At 39.1% G+C, this 12867-nt stretch carries 14 protein-coding genes; 11 read left to right on the forward strand and 3 right to left on the reverse strand.

Annotation, left to right across the window (positions count from 1 at the left end; translation table 11 throughout):
* Positions 1–151: 151 nt before the first annotated feature.
* The 10 genes from FZF08_RS00085 to FZF08_RS00130 all read left to right on the forward strand — a co-directional run bounded on the left by FZF08_RS00085 (position 152) and on the right by FZF08_RS00130 (position 7955).
* Positions 152–673 (forward strand): T9SS type A sorting domain-containing protein, encoded by a 522-nt coding sequence (locus FZF08_RS00085; protein WP_229216358.1) that lies wholly within the window; start codon positions 152–154, stop codon positions 671–673.
* Positions 674–745: 72 nt separating this feature from the next.
* Positions 746–1669 carry an outer membrane protein assembly factor BamD gene (locus FZF08_RS00090; RefSeq protein WP_159466601.1) on the forward strand — a complete coding sequence of 308 codons (924 nt, stop codon included), beginning with the start codon at positions 746–748 and terminating at the stop codon, positions 1667–1669.
* Between the two features lie 57 nt (positions 1670–1726).
* Positions 1727–2038, forward strand: coding sequence for a DNA-directed RNA polymerase subunit omega (locus tag FZF08_RS00095; RefSeq protein WP_137339414.1), 312 nt, complete (start codon positions 1727–1729; stop codon positions 2036–2038).
* A 126-nt stretch (positions 2039–2164) separates the two neighbouring features.
* On the forward strand, positions 2165–3370 hold the full coding sequence (gene coaBC / locus FZF08_RS00100; protein ID WP_159466602.1) for a bifunctional phosphopantothenoylcysteine decarboxylase/phosphopantothenate--cysteine ligase CoaBC: 1206 nt from the start codon (positions 2165–2167) through the stop codon (positions 3368–3370).
* Positions 3367–4287 carry a DUF4835 family protein gene (locus tag FZF08_RS00105; protein WP_229216359.1) on the forward strand — a complete coding sequence of 307 codons (921 nt, stop codon included), beginning with the start codon at positions 3367–3369 and terminating at the stop codon, positions 4285–4287. Before coaBC ends, FZF08_RS00105 begins: the two co-directional genes overlap by 4 nt.
* 36 nt (positions 4288–4323) lie before the next feature.
* The gene (locus FZF08_RS00110; RefSeq protein ID WP_159466604.1) at positions 4324–4551 is read left to right on the forward strand and encodes a hypothetical protein; all 228 of its coding nucleotides are present in this window, start codon (positions 4324–4326) and stop codon (positions 4549–4551) included.
* 177 nt (positions 4552–4728) lie between these two features.
* The gene (recN, locus tag FZF08_RS00115) at positions 4729–6384 is read left to right on the forward strand and encodes a DNA repair protein RecN (RefSeq protein WP_159466605.1); all 1656 of its coding nucleotides are present in this window, start codon (positions 4729–4731) and stop codon (positions 6382–6384) included.
* 33 nt (positions 6385–6417) lie between these two features.
* The gene (locus FZF08_RS00120) at positions 6418–6849 is read left to right on the forward strand and encodes a viral A-type inclusion protein (protein WP_159466606.1); all 432 of its coding nucleotides are present in this window, start codon (positions 6418–6420) and stop codon (positions 6847–6849) included.
* A gap of 68 nt (positions 6850–6917) precedes the next feature.
* Positions 6918–7517, forward strand: a complete 600-nt coding sequence (locus FZF08_RS00125) for an SCO family protein (protein WP_229216403.1) — start codon at positions 6918–6920, stop codon at positions 7515–7517.
* Positions 7518–7541: 24 nt separating this feature from the next.
* On the forward strand, positions 7542–7955 hold the full coding sequence (locus FZF08_RS00130; protein ID WP_200836998.1) for a cytochrome c: 414 nt from the start codon (positions 7542–7544) through the stop codon (positions 7953–7955).
* Here the strand turns inward: FZF08_RS00130 and lptC are convergent.
* The 3 genes from lptC to FZF08_RS00145 are packed head-to-tail and all read right to left on the reverse strand — an operon-like array spanning position 7952 to position 10560.
* Complete coding sequence (gene lptC / locus FZF08_RS00135) at positions 7952–8536, reverse strand: LPS export ABC transporter periplasmic protein LptC (protein WP_159466608.1); 585 nt, start codon at positions 8534–8536, stop codon at positions 7952–7954. The genes FZF08_RS00130 and lptC overlap by 4 nt on opposite strands.
* A 16-nt stretch (positions 8537–8552) precedes the next feature.
* A complete protein-coding gene (locus FZF08_RS00140; RefSeq protein ID WP_229216360.1) occupies positions 8553–9848 on the reverse strand; it encodes a hypothetical protein in 1296 nt (431 codons plus the stop codon).
* Entirely contained in the window at positions 9832–10560 is a 729-nt protein-coding gene (locus FZF08_RS00145; RefSeq protein ID WP_159466609.1) for a type III pantothenate kinase, read from the reverse strand. Before FZF08_RS00145 ends, FZF08_RS00140 begins: the two co-directional genes overlap by 17 nt.
* Positions 10561–11021: 461 nt before the next feature.
* Between FZF08_RS00145 and rho the strand changes: the two genes are divergently transcribed.
* Positions 11022–12866 (forward strand): transcription termination factor Rho, encoded by a 1845-nt coding sequence (gene rho / locus FZF08_RS00150; protein ID WP_159466610.1) that lies wholly within the window; start codon positions 11022–11024, stop codon positions 12864–12866.
* Position 12867 lies beyond the last annotated feature (1 nt).

The raw sequence follows: 12867 nt of genomic DNA on the forward strand, positions 1-12867 counted from the left end.
GTAATGTACTTTTTAATGAGCGTGAAAGAAGTTATTAAAAGTATTCTGTTTTACAGCTATGAAAAGAACTATACTCTGTCTTACTATATGCATTTTATTTGCCTGGACCGGAATTCAGGCACAATCTACCGCTAACGGTAGCAGGCTAAACATGTCTCCGAAAAAGAAAACCTTAACAACCGGACAATTGAAATTTTCTCATGTCCCTGAGGTGCTTAATTATAAACCGCTTTCCGTTCAGAAGCCTATGGCACTGAATAATTTTTACAGGACACTTTTATTTTCAAACACCGCGTCTGTTGAAAGTACGGCTGTATCTACAACCGAAGTTGTTGAAAAAAATGTTGAAAGGCGATCTCCCGGAATTGAATCATCAACACGTGCAGAAGAACAATTATATACAAGTGACAAAATTACAGTATCAAATGTATACCCCAATCCGGCCAGTGAATACGCCGAGGTTGACTATACAATTTCTGCTGATTTAAGAGACGCCAAATTAATTGTTTACAATGTACTTGGGTCGCAAATGGCTGAATATCCACTTGTAAAAAATGATAACAAACTTCGTATAAATACCCGCGAAATGTCCACAGGCTTATATTTTTATCAACTGGCACTGGAAGGAAAAAAGGTTGCAACAAAAAAAATGCTTGTTCGCCATCAGCAATAGAATTAACAATACTATAATCGGCTACACATTCGTTAAGGATGTTGTAGCTTTTTTATTATCTTTGCAGCTATTATGCTAAAAAACAATTTTGCAAGTTACTTCTTGCTTATTTTTGCCGTACTTTTCATTACTTCCTGTAGTAAATTTTCGAGATTACAGAAGACTGGCACAGACCAACAAAAGTATGACGCCGCCATGACTTATTATAAGAAGGGCGACTTTTACCGTGCGGGACTTCTATTTGAAGAACTTATTCCCTTACTTAAAGGGAGTAACGAATCTGAATTAGCGCAGTTTTATTATGCCTATACCCAGTATCAGCAAGGCCAGTATAATACAAGTCAGTTCCTATTCAAAAAGTTTTACGATACGTATGCCAGAAGCGATTTCGCTCAGGAAGCATTATATATGCATGCGTTTTCGTTGTATAAAGATTCTGCTCCGCACAATCTTGACCAGGCTAGTACATTTACCGCTATTTCAGCAATGCAGGATTTTGTAAACGCATATCCTCAGAGCACATTCCGTGACGAATGTACACGATACATCCTTGAACTTCGTCAAAAATTGGAATTGAAAGCATATGACAAGGCGAAATTGTATTACAAAATTAGTGAGTTCAATATGATGTCTCTCAAAGCGGCCGTTATTTCAATTGATAATTTCCGCAAAGATTTTCCGGATTCTCAATATAATGAAGAATTATCTTACCTTAAAGTGGAATCGCAGTATAATCTGGCAACAAACAGTCTTAACCAGAAGCAAAAAGACCGGTATACAGATGTTGTAAAATATTATAAAGAGCTTGTCGACAAATACCCGACGGGAAAATATCTTCGAGATGCTGAGAAAATGTATGATAACAGCATAAAGGAACTTGGAATCATTGCCGCAGCAGAAAAAGAACGCCAGAAATTACTGGAAGTTCAGCCAGACTCAGGTTCGAAGCCAACCAAAGTTACAGCTTCAACGGCTCCTGAACAAAAACAGAACTAAAACAACCGGTTTACCGGTTCTATATAAAGATTTTCAAACTATATCATCAAAGTAAGCATGGCAACGAATCCATCCATCATTACCCGCGACACGGACAAAATAGCTGACGTAACGGGGAATTTATATGAGTCGGTATCAATAATCTCTAAAAGAGCTCGTCAGATATCAAGTAAAATGAAAGAGGAACTCAATAACAAGCTTGCTGAGTTTGCATCCGGCGTTGACAATCTGGAAGAAGTTTTTGAAAACCGTGAGCAAATAGAAATCTCTAAATTCTACGAACGTATGCCAAAGGCTGGCAGTATGGCTATCGATGAATTTATTGATGGAAAAACGTATCACAGTTATAGAGATACTACCGAAGAATAAGATTTATTTTTCTGATAATAAAACCAGTCGTAAACATTAATTTTGTTTGTACGACTGGTTTTTATGTTTGTCAAAAAACTACTCTCCTATTGTACTTAACATAAACGTGCTTTTGCATTTAACAGGTTGGATTTAAAAGGCAAAAAAATATTGCTTGGTGTTTCTGGCAGCATTGCTGCGTATAAATCAGTTTTACTGGTAAGATTACTTGTAAAAGAAGGAGCAGATGTACAGGTAATCATGACAGATTCCGCACATCAGTTTATTACTCCCCTTACACTTGGTACACTTTCAAAACGTCCCGTATTTACGACTTTCACCCAATCAGAAAACGGCACCTGGAATAATCACGTCGAACTAGGCTTATGGGCCGATATGATGATTATTGCTCCCGCAACAGCGCGAACTCTTGCCAAATGTGCTACTGGAAATTGTGATGATCTATTAACAGCCACATATCTTTCTGCCCGCTGCCCGGTATTTTTCGCACCGGCAATGGACGTAGATATGTATCGTCATCCGTCGACACAAAAAAATATTGAGACTCTTTTGAGCTATGGAAATAAATTAATTGAAGCAGAATTTGGTGAGCTCGCAAGCGGTTTGGTTGGAGAAGGGCGATTGGCAGAACCTGAAAAGATCCTTTCTCGTATCGTCAGTCATTTTGCAGCAAGTCCGGTTGCTAAAACCAAAAATGTACTCATCACAGCTGGCCCGACAGCCGAACCCATAGATCCGGTTCGTTACATCAGCAACCGATCTTCGGGAAAAATGGGATATGCTATCGCCAAAGCGTTTTCAGATGCGGGAGCAAAAGTAAGATTAATCAGCGGCCCAACCAATTTACCCGTTCCTAATGGCGTGTCAATTACAAAAGTTGGAACTGCCAAAGAGATGTTTGAAGCAACTCAAAAATATTTTTCTCAGTTTGATCTTGTCATTTTTTCCGCAGCTGTGGCCGATTATACTCCCCTATCTGTTGCAGATCAAAAGATAAAAAAACAAGGGGAGGAGATGAAACTTGAATTGATCAAAACCACCGATATAGCCGAAACTCTTGGAAAACAAAAAAGAAACGGCCAGCTCCTGATCGGATTTGCATTGGAAACCGAGCATGAAATGGATTATGCTCTGGACAAATTACGACGCAAAAATTTCGACTATATTATTTTGAATTCCTTAAACGATGCGGGATCAGGATTTGCACACGATACCAACAAAATTACCGTTATTGATAAATCAGAAAACGTTCTTAGTTTTCCATTAAAATCAAAACAGGAAGTGGCACAAGACATTTTAAATATTATTCTGAATAAATGGAGCGAAGTATGAAAAGGTTATTATTTCTTTTTTGTTTTACAACGGGTATTTTTTCAGGACGTACCTATGCTCAGGAACTTCAATTTACTGTTAGTCTTAATTATGACCAGCTCGTAGCGCAGCAAAAAACAGATCCTGCGTCCATGACAAAGCTTCAGAGTTATATCAGCGATTTTTTAAATAATACCAGCTGGACAAGAGAAACATTTAAAAAAGATGAAAAAATAAAATGCAAACTGAACATCAATCTGACGAGGTCAGTGACTCAAGGTGCTTATGAAGGAACCGCACAATTAGTTATTGCGCGCCCGGTTTTTAATTCCAGTTATGAAACTGTACTTTTCAATTATGTTGACAGAAGTTTCACTTTCAATTATTTGCCTACTGCTCAGTTATATTTTAACGAAAACAGCTATACGGACGAACTGCCTTTCATTCTGGCTTTCTATGCCTATACCGCATTGATTTTTGATTTTGATTCTTTCAGTAAACTGGGCGGCTCTCCCTATATGCAAAAAGCATTCAATTTGGCGAATCTGGCTTCCAACGCTTCGTCTCCCGGGAGAGGCTGGGATACCCGTAAAAGTGCTGATTCAAGAAACAGATATTGGCTGATCGAAAATTTGATGAGCCAGCAGTTTATTCCTTTTCGTGAAGGATTATATGCCTATTATCGTCAGGGGCTTGATGTCGCAACCGAAAATCCTGCTCAAACGCGAACAAAAACAATGGAGTTGCTTACTTCTATCAAAACGGTTGCCCAGCTCAGGCCAGGAAGTGTTGTTGTAAATTCATTTTTCGATTCCAAATCTGATGAAATATACAGTATTTTAAAAGAAGCAAATCCGGAAGAACGCAAAACCGCACAAACAATACTCGTGAGTTTGGATCCGTCTAAAACACAGCTTTATCAAAAACTTTCGCAGTAATACAGCCATTATTATTTCATATCAAAATCGATAAGCATGAGTAAACGCCTGATTCGAATTGCTTCAAAAAATATAGCATCCGAATTAACAAACCTTGCAGGACTCAATCTTAATGCGATATTGCAAACTGGAAATACCTATTTTGGGAAATTAATTTCCGTTACAAATGAGCATCTGACCATATTGGATACCCGCCAGCATACGCATAGGCTAGCCATCCGGGATTTGTTTGAAGTAGTTTATGATCAAAAGAACCAGAAGTAAATACGGTTCCATTGCAATTTTTATCTTTGCCATGGGTGTCACTACATTAAAAAAACGTTCAAGAACTACTTCCGTTTCCTATTTGTTGATAACATAACTATATTCGTGTCAAAGACGAACTATTTCGAATCTATTCGGTCTTGTTCTCACCCACTTTGACAATCTGCTTACAAAGGCATGCTCTCAAATTTACTTATTAAAAATTACGCCCTGATCAAGCAACTGGAAATGTCGCCTGATCCGGGATTAAATATTATTACAGGAGAAACGGGCGCAGGTAAATCCATTATGCTTGGCGCGATTGGTCTTTTACTTGGCAATCGTGCCGATGTGAAATCTCTTTATGATCCGGCTGAAAAGTGTATCATTGAAGGCAGTTTTGATTTATCAGGCTATGACCTGGCTCCGAATTTCGAAGAAGAAAATCTTGATTTTGCTCAGGAATGTATTGTGCGGAGAGAAATTTCCGTCGCAGGAAAATCACGCGCCTTCATTAATGACACGCCGGTTAACCTGGATACGCTGAAAAGAATCAGCAGTCAGCTTCTTGACATACATTCACAGCACGATTCGATTTTACTGGGAAGCAATGAATTTCAATTGCAGGTAGTGGATACTTATGCCGAAAATTATGGTCTGCTTCACGCTTACCGTAAACATTTCCAGGCTTACAGGGAAGCTGCAAAAGCATATGATTCTTTGCAGAAAGAAGCGGTTCAAATGCGAAAAGCTTTTGACTATGACCAGTTTTTACACCAGGAATTAGCCAATGCAGACTTGCGTGGCGATGAACAAACTCAGCTGGAACAAGAGTTAACGATACTTGAAAATGCTGTTGAAATCCGTGAAAAGTTGCAATTAGCCTACTCATATCTTGACAATCCAGATGGTTCGATTCTGGATTATCTCAAAAACACTGTCACTGCAATTTCCCAGGCAAGCCGTCTCGTACCGGCTTATGATTCCTTGAGAGAAAGGGCTCAGAGTTGCCTGATTGAACTGCGTGATTTAGCTGATGAAATTGACGGAGTAAGTTCTTCCGTAGAAATCGACGCAGGCAGAAGCCAGCTTGTTCATGAACGTCTGGATCTTATTTATACCTTACAAAAAAAGCATCATACAACCACGGTTAGTGAACTTCTTAAAATTCAGGAAGAACTGGAAAATAAAGTTGGTACTGTTTTAAATCTTGATGAAGCTTTACTAAAAGCAAAACAAAAAGCAGAAAAGACAGAAGAAGTCATGCTGAAAAGTGCGGCTAATTTGTCCAAAGAACGCCAGAAAGTCGTCAAAACCATTGAGAAATTAATTATTGAACGACTGATAGAATTAGGTATTCCTAATGCTGCTTTATCAATAAAAATCATAGAAATTCAACCAACAAACGACGGTATCGACTCCATCGCTTTTCTGTTCAGTGGTAATAAAGGTACGCCATTGCAGGAATTGAGACAGGTAGCTTCGGGTGGTGAATTTTCTCGTTTGATGATGGTGATCAAGTATATTCTGGCAGACAGGCGAAAACTTCCTACCATTATTTTCGATGAAATTGATACAGGTGTTTCCGGAGAAATAGCCAAAAAAATGGGAAAAATGATGATTAAAATGTCTGATAATCATCAGATTATTGCCATCACGCATTTGCACCAGATTGCCAGCAGCGGCAAAGCACACTATTTTGTTTATAAAGATCATTCCTCTGCAAAAACAGTTAGTAAGATAAAAAAATTATCTGTTGACGAACGTGTAATGGAAATTGCACAAATGATCGGCGGGCACAATCCGACAGAATCCGTCATAAATAATGCCCGTGAAATGATTTCAAAAGATTAATAATTATCGGATAACCCTCATAAATTTAACATCATGAAACAATATGTACTCGCGTTAGGGCTTGGATTTTCTCTTTTGTCCTGTAATAAAAATGCCGATAAAGTCCTCGAACTTGAAGGCGAAGTGATGACCATCCACGATGCTGTGATGCCCCAGATGGATGATATCATGACCCTCAAATCCAAACTTTCCAAAAAAATTATACACATGGATAGTTTACAAAACGAAGGAGTTGCCGGCAATACAATCGCGGAAGAACGTATCAAAGCCACGGAAATTAATCAGAAACTGAACGAATCTGATAAGCTGATGATGGATTGGATGCATGAATACCGTGGAGATTCAGCAAAAAAACTTAAACCGGAAGAAGCAATTCTCTATTTCGAGTTGCAGAAAAAAAAGATTATTGACGTAAAAGAAATTACTTCCAAAAACATACAGGAAGCAAAAACATTTTTAGATTAAAATATATGAGAAGCTTGGGAAATATTGGTTATAGCAAATTAGTTGTCCTATTTGTGGTATTGGGGTTGATGTCAGGTTGTGATAGTGGCAACAAGAAATTACCAATATTGGGAGAACGGGATTGGGTGACCAAAAAAGTAGATGGAAAGGAAGTGACAGATACGATTTATAACGTAATTCCTACCTTTACTTTTACAAATCAATATGGAGATACAGTAACTGAAAAAATTGTTAAGGATAAAATTTACGTTACCGATTTCTTCTTTACTTCCTGCCCCACCATTTGTCCCGTTATGAAAAGACAAATGTTGAAAGTTTATAAAGAATTCAAGGACAATCCGGACGTGATGATTCTTTCCCATACCATCGACCCGGAACATGATACGCCTCAGGTTCTGAATAAATTCGCAAAAGATTTGGGCGTTGAAGGTAAGCAATGGCAATTTTTGACAGGCCCGAAAGAAAAAATATATGAGATTGGACAGAAAAGCTATTTGTCAGCAGCTCAGGAAGACAGAACTGCGGAAGGAGGCTTTTTGCACAGCGGAGCTTTTATTCTGATCGACAAAGAAAAACATATACGCGGCATGTATGATGGAACAACCGAAGAAGGTACCCAGAAACTGATTCAGGGGATTAAATCGTTATTAGAAGAATATAAAAAATAGAGTGCCCTGCGACACCTTAAATTCATGATAAAGAAATTAATATTTTCCCTATCCGTCTTCACCATTTTTTCATGTCAAAGTGAACAAGAGCTGAAAACCGAACAGTATTTTGCCGAAGGGTATCAAATCTACACGATGAATTGTGCAAATTGCCATCAGGCCGATGGTAAAGGAATGGCAAATTTGTACCCTCCATTGGCTGGATCAAAAATAATTCAGGACAAGCCTGCAATGGCCTGCATTATGCGATATGGTATGAAATCAACAATTGAAGTTAACGGAAAACCGTTTAATCGGCCGATGCCTGCAAATCCAAAATTACAGGAGTTGGAAATTGCCGAAGTAATTACATATGTTAATATGAAGTGGGGCAAAGACAGCATTTATACACCTATTGCCACGGTAACAAAAGCGCTCATCGATTGTGTTGAACGTTAAATTTCTTTGAACTTCATTTTAAATGTACCTTTCCTAAATTTTATGTGCGAAAAATCCTGATCGGCGTCCATTCCGTTTCCGTTAATTATATCTTTTGTTACGGTATTTTTCACGGAAACGAATTTATCCGTAAACACCTTTCTGGTATCAGGGCTCCAGGTTAATTCAGTTGTAGTTAGCAATTCCTTTGTTAAGGACTTTACAACTCTAACATTTCCCTTGACAATATAAACGTTTTTCCGCTGATCAAACCGGCCGGAATCCGCCCGTAAACGTGTAACGACTGTTACACCTAAAGGATCATAAAAGTTGATATTGATTGTGTCGGGAAAAATCTTGTCATTATTTTCATATCGAAGCTGCTTCGGTGTTTTCAGTAAAACCTTCATCAAGCCCTGTTCGCTATATTTTAGTTCAACACCATTTGTTATTTCAACAGGACCTGTGTAGGGTTTTCCTTTTTTCTTATCACTGGGTTCACAGGCAATGAAAAAAAATCCGGCAAGTGCCAGAATACAAAAAGGAGATATAAATCTATCTCCTTTTTGAAAGTACCGTACTATTACTTTAATAGCCAACATGCGTATAGGCTTATTGTTAATCAAGTTTTTGTTTTTCAAACCATCTTTCTCTTAGCGTAAGCCCGAGAACAACCTTTCCATAACGCTCACGCACCATACCAGTCCCAAGTACTCCGCGTTGGCCACCGACAAATGAAAGTGTAATAAAATTCTGATACCCGCGCCCCATCGGTAAAGTAAAACCAAGACTCACATTGGTATCTTTTATATTTTTTTCATTAATTGTATAAGGTGTATTTCCATGACTGAAACCGGCGCGATATCTTACATTATCCAAGTAACTCAGAGAACCAAATTTAGGTGTATACTCAACGCCAACATGAACGCGGTTTACATCTTTCAATCCATCATTACCAAGAGATTTGTCATAATTTCTGTATCCGGTCCATCCTTCATGGCTGAAATCGGCTGCGAGGGTAAGTTTGTAAGGCCATTCAAAACTAAATCCTACCTGATAATTTGCAGGGAGTGTGACACTTCCTTTTCTGTTTTTAACAAGCGTATCGGGTGCAATTACAGGAAATGAGCTCTGTAATAACTCAAATGCTGTGGTTCTTTCGGCATTCAGTTTTGTCCCAACTCCATAAACACCTCCAAGATTTAAATTCAGCTTGTTGTTCTTTTTAAGCGGAAGCCTTAAAGCTGCGCCACCACGGAAAGAAATATCCTTATAAACTGTCCGATCGCTTACACTTACAAGATATCCGGATCCATCACCAATACTCGCTTCCGACGCCGTTCTGACATTACCAAAAAAGTAAGAGGCCTCTAAACCCAGGCTAAGATACTTACCTATTTGTACAGCATTGGTAAAGGATGCTTTATTTACACCGCCTTTTCCGCTCGTTGCATAATCGGCAAATAAATTCGTACCGGCAACATTTCTTACATCTGTATTTTTAAAATCAACAAAACTGTAAGGTTTAACACTGATACCCAAAGTCCAGCGGGGCGCTACCGGAAAAGCCAAAGCAACATACGCCAGGTTTCCTCCTGCATTACGCTGGTTATTAGCACCGGATACAATCTTTTTATATTGCCCGATTCCACCAAAATCAAGGGTAGTATATTTGTTTCTAACCCATAATGCAGGGTTAAGGTTGTTAATTTCAAAACTGCTGGCAGAACTTACATTTGCCTGCCCCATACCTGAGGATGATGCAAATGCATCTGTATAAAGTTCGCCCATACCAAGAGATGAATATGGCGAATTTCCTAATCCCTGTGCATTAACTTTTGAAATTAAGGCCGAACAATTGCATCCGAGCGTGATGGCTATCGTGAGTAATCCTATTCTATTGTAGAGCGACATTATATATTAAAATTCTGTTCAGTCCTATTAATACCAGTTCCGGCACTGCAAATATGGGCGGTTTCAGGCTACTTTCAAAAAAAGGTACATCTCCGCCGCATATAACTACGCACAAAGATGGTATTTCGTTTCGGTACCTGTTAATTATTCCTTCAATCTCAGCCAAAGTACCATTCATGACTCCACTTTGAATAGCATTTTTTGTGCTTTTCCCAACGAATTCAGGATTTTTTTCGGGATCAAATAATGGAAGTCTTTTGGTAAACGTATGAAGGGCGTTAAATCGCATCCTTACGCCAGGAGAAATTAATCCTCCCCTGAAAATTCCGTCCCGATCTACCAGGTCATAGGTAATACTGGTACCCATATCAACAACCAGTACATCTTTTCCCGGAAACATCCAATTGGCACCACTAGCAGCTGCAATTCTGTCGGCTCCCAACGTATGCGGTGTCTCATAATCCTTTTGTATGGGTACCGGCAAAACACCAGTCAGATTTAAAACATCCACATCCACATCGCGATCCAAGGCTTCCAGAAATTCATTTAACGGCCTGTTTACCGACGAATATATAATACGTTCAGGCAACTCAGCACGTATCATATCAATGAGTACTGTAAAACTCAGACGTGTTTCATAACGGATTAAATTATCCCCCAGAAACCATCCAATTTTGGAATACGTATTACCAGAATCGACTACCACATTCATATTCCCACAAAAGTCCTCTTTTCTTGGCAGAAATACTAACGTTCTCTAAAAGACCGGCGGCCATTTACCTAAATTTTAACATGAATTAACGTTTTTCACCAAATAGAGGGTAAAACGATTTGGAAATAACAAAAACACTTTGTACCTTCGTTTTAAGTAAAAAAACACCCCTGTATTATTCCGTTATGTTTGGCTTCCGTTAGCTCTCAAAACTAGCGAGAAAAATACTCTGAGAAATTATTACACACTACTTTTTCTATTAAATTGCAGAATTTCCTGGTTGATCCATCATAATTTTATCCTGTTTGGCTCGTCTTTTATTAAGACTTGGCAAATAAATATATCCACGCATTAATGACCATCACGTGACACGAGACCTGCGTTCTCCTATCAATTTTCCATCTATATTCACTATCCCATTAATCATCTGGTAAAGTTTATCTTTACTGTATATCTTCTGTATGCTTACAATTGATGAATTGAACCTTAAGCTTTTATCTGAGCTGAAAGAAATAGCGGGACAAAGCGGCATTCAAGACTATGCCAAACTCCCCAAAAAAGAATTAGTGTCAAGAATTATTGCACAGCAAAACGTTGCTCCAGAGTCAGAATTGACAAGTGAAGCAAACCAGACTGACGATTCTGCTGGTGATGAGCCTAAGAAAAAAAGAGCCAGACGTACTGAAACCCCCGTTTCTGTCAAAGCGATCAATGTTCGTACCAATAAGCCGCTAAAAGAAACTAACCGTCCTTCACCCGCTCCTCTTTTTGACACCACACCAAAAACGAGCGAACAACCGACCATAACCGAAGAAGCTCCTGCTATTATTGCTGAGCCAGCTAAGAAGTATGAAGCGCCAGCAAGGAAATTTGATAATTCAAGAAAATCCGAAGTTTCTAAAAATAAGGATTCAGGTCGTGAACTGGATTCGGTTGAAGATACACTGGATGACCTGGGGCGTGAAGATGTGACTCCAGTAGCTGAAAGTACGTCGCAGCCTGAAAATTCTTCTCAGGCTGATAACACGGAAGCTGCCCAAAGCGCTCCTGTAAATACCGGTTCAAGTGAAGAAACACCAGCACAGCAGGCCGGAGAGAATAACGAACGCCAACCACAGCAAAATTCTTCTCCAAGAGAAGATCCATCGAATAAAATCAAGCGCAACTATAACAATTATGTCCGTGAATTTGACGGTCTGATTATCAATGAAGGCGTTTTAGAGATTATGCAGGATGGCGGTTATGGTTTCCTGAGATCCGCTGATTACAACTATCTGGCCAGTCCGGATGATATATATGTTTCGCCTTCGCAGATTAAATTATTTGGTCTTAAAACCGGTGATACTGTAAAAGGCCAGATTCGTCCTCCGAAAGAAGGAGAGAAATATTTCGCTTTACTTCGTGTTGAAACGGTTAACGGCAAAACAACAGAAGAAATCAGAGACCGTATTCCATTCGAATACCTTACTCCTCTTTTCCCTGAAGAATGTTTAAGATTGAGCAGCCGTCCTGATCAATATTCAACGCGTATTCTTGATCTTTTTGCGCCGATTGGAAAAGGACAGCGTGGGATGATCGTTGCGCAGCCAAAAACGGGTAAAACGGTTCTTTTGAAAGAAATCGCCAACGCCATTACACGTAATCACCCTGAAGTATTTTTATTAATCCTTTTGATTGATGAACGTCCGGAAGAGGTTACAGATATGCAGCGCAGTGTACGTGCTGAAGTTATTGCTTCTACTTTTGATGAGCAGGCTGACCGTCACGTGAAAGTAGCGAGCATTGTGCTTGAAAAAGCGAAAAGAATGGTAGAATGCGGACATGATGTGGTTATCCTTCTGGATTCGATCACGCGTTTAGCCCGTGCATATAATACCGTGGTACCTTCTTCCGGGAAAATTCTTTCCGGTGGTGTGGATGCCAATGCTTTGCATAAACCAAAACGATTCTTCGGAGCAGCAAGAAATGTTGAAAATGGAGGATCGCTTACGATCATTGCAACAGCATTGATTGATACAGGTTCCAAAATGGACGAAGTTATCTTTGAGGAATTCAAAGGAACAGGTAATATGGAATTGCAGCTGGATCGTAAACTTTCAAACAAACGTGTATTCCCTGCGATTGACGTTATGGCATCAGGAACGCGTCGTGAAGATTTACTGCTTGACAAGGAAACACTTAAAAAGGTCTGGATTTTAAGAAAACATATGTCTGATATGAACGCCATGGAATCCATGGATTTTTTACTCGACCATATGAAGGGAACCAGAAACAATGAAGAGTTTTTAATATCAATGAACAGATAAA

Origin of the sequence: Dyadobacter sp. 3J3 (genome assembly GCF_009801115.1) — a bacterium.
In the GTDB taxonomy this organism is placed as follows: Bacteria; Bacteroidota; Bacteroidia; order Cytophagales; family Spirosomataceae; genus Dyadobacter.

Bases quoted from the DNA above. Each gene is read 5' to 3' on its own strand.
- FZF08_RS00085 (WP_229216358.1), top strand. From the start codon at position 152: ATGTCTCCGAAAAAGAAAACCTTAACAACCGGACAATTGAAATTTTCT.
- FZF08_RS00090 (WP_159466601.1), top strand. From the start codon at position 746: ATGCTAAAAAACAATTTTGCAAGTTACTTCTTGCTTATTTTTGCCGTA.
- FZF08_RS00095 (WP_137339414.1), top strand. From the start codon at position 1,727: ATGGCAACGAATCCATCCATCATTACCCGCGACACGGACAAAATAGCT.
- FZF08_RS00105 (WP_229216359.1), top strand. From the start codon at position 3,367: ATGAAAAGGTTATTATTTCTTTTTTGTTTTACAACGGGTATTTTTTCA.
- FZF08_RS00110 (WP_159466604.1), top strand. From the start codon at position 4,324: ATGAGTAAACGCCTGATTCGAATTGCTTCAAAAAATATAGCATCCGAA.
- recN (WP_159466605.1), top strand. From the start codon at position 4,729: ATGCTCTCAAATTTACTTATTAAAAATTACGCCCTGATCAAGCAACTG.
- FZF08_RS00120 (WP_159466606.1), top strand. From the start codon at position 6,418: ATGAAACAATATGTACTCGCGTTAGGGCTTGGATTTTCTCTTTTGTCC.
- FZF08_RS00125 (WP_229216403.1), top strand. From the start codon at position 6,918: ATGTCAGGTTGTGATAGTGGCAACAAGAAATTACCAATATTGGGAGAA.
- FZF08_RS00130 (WP_200836998.1), top strand. From the start codon at position 7,542: ATGATAAAGAAATTAATATTTTCCCTATCCGTCTTCACCATTTTTTCA.
- lptC (WP_159466608.1), bottom strand. From the start codon at position 8,536: ATGTTGGCTATTAAAGTAATAGTACGGTACTTTCAAAAAGGAGATAGA.
- FZF08_RS00140 (WP_229216360.1), bottom strand. From the start codon at position 9,848: ATGTCGCTCTACAATAGAATAGGATTACTCACGATAGCCATCACGCTC.
- FZF08_RS00145 (WP_159466609.1), bottom strand. From the start codon at position 10,560: ATGAATGTGGTAGTCGATTCTGGTAATACGTATTCCAAAATTGGATGG.
- rho (WP_159466610.1), top strand. From the start codon at position 11,022: ATGCTTACAATTGATGAATTGAACCTTAAGCTTTTATCTGAGCTGAAA.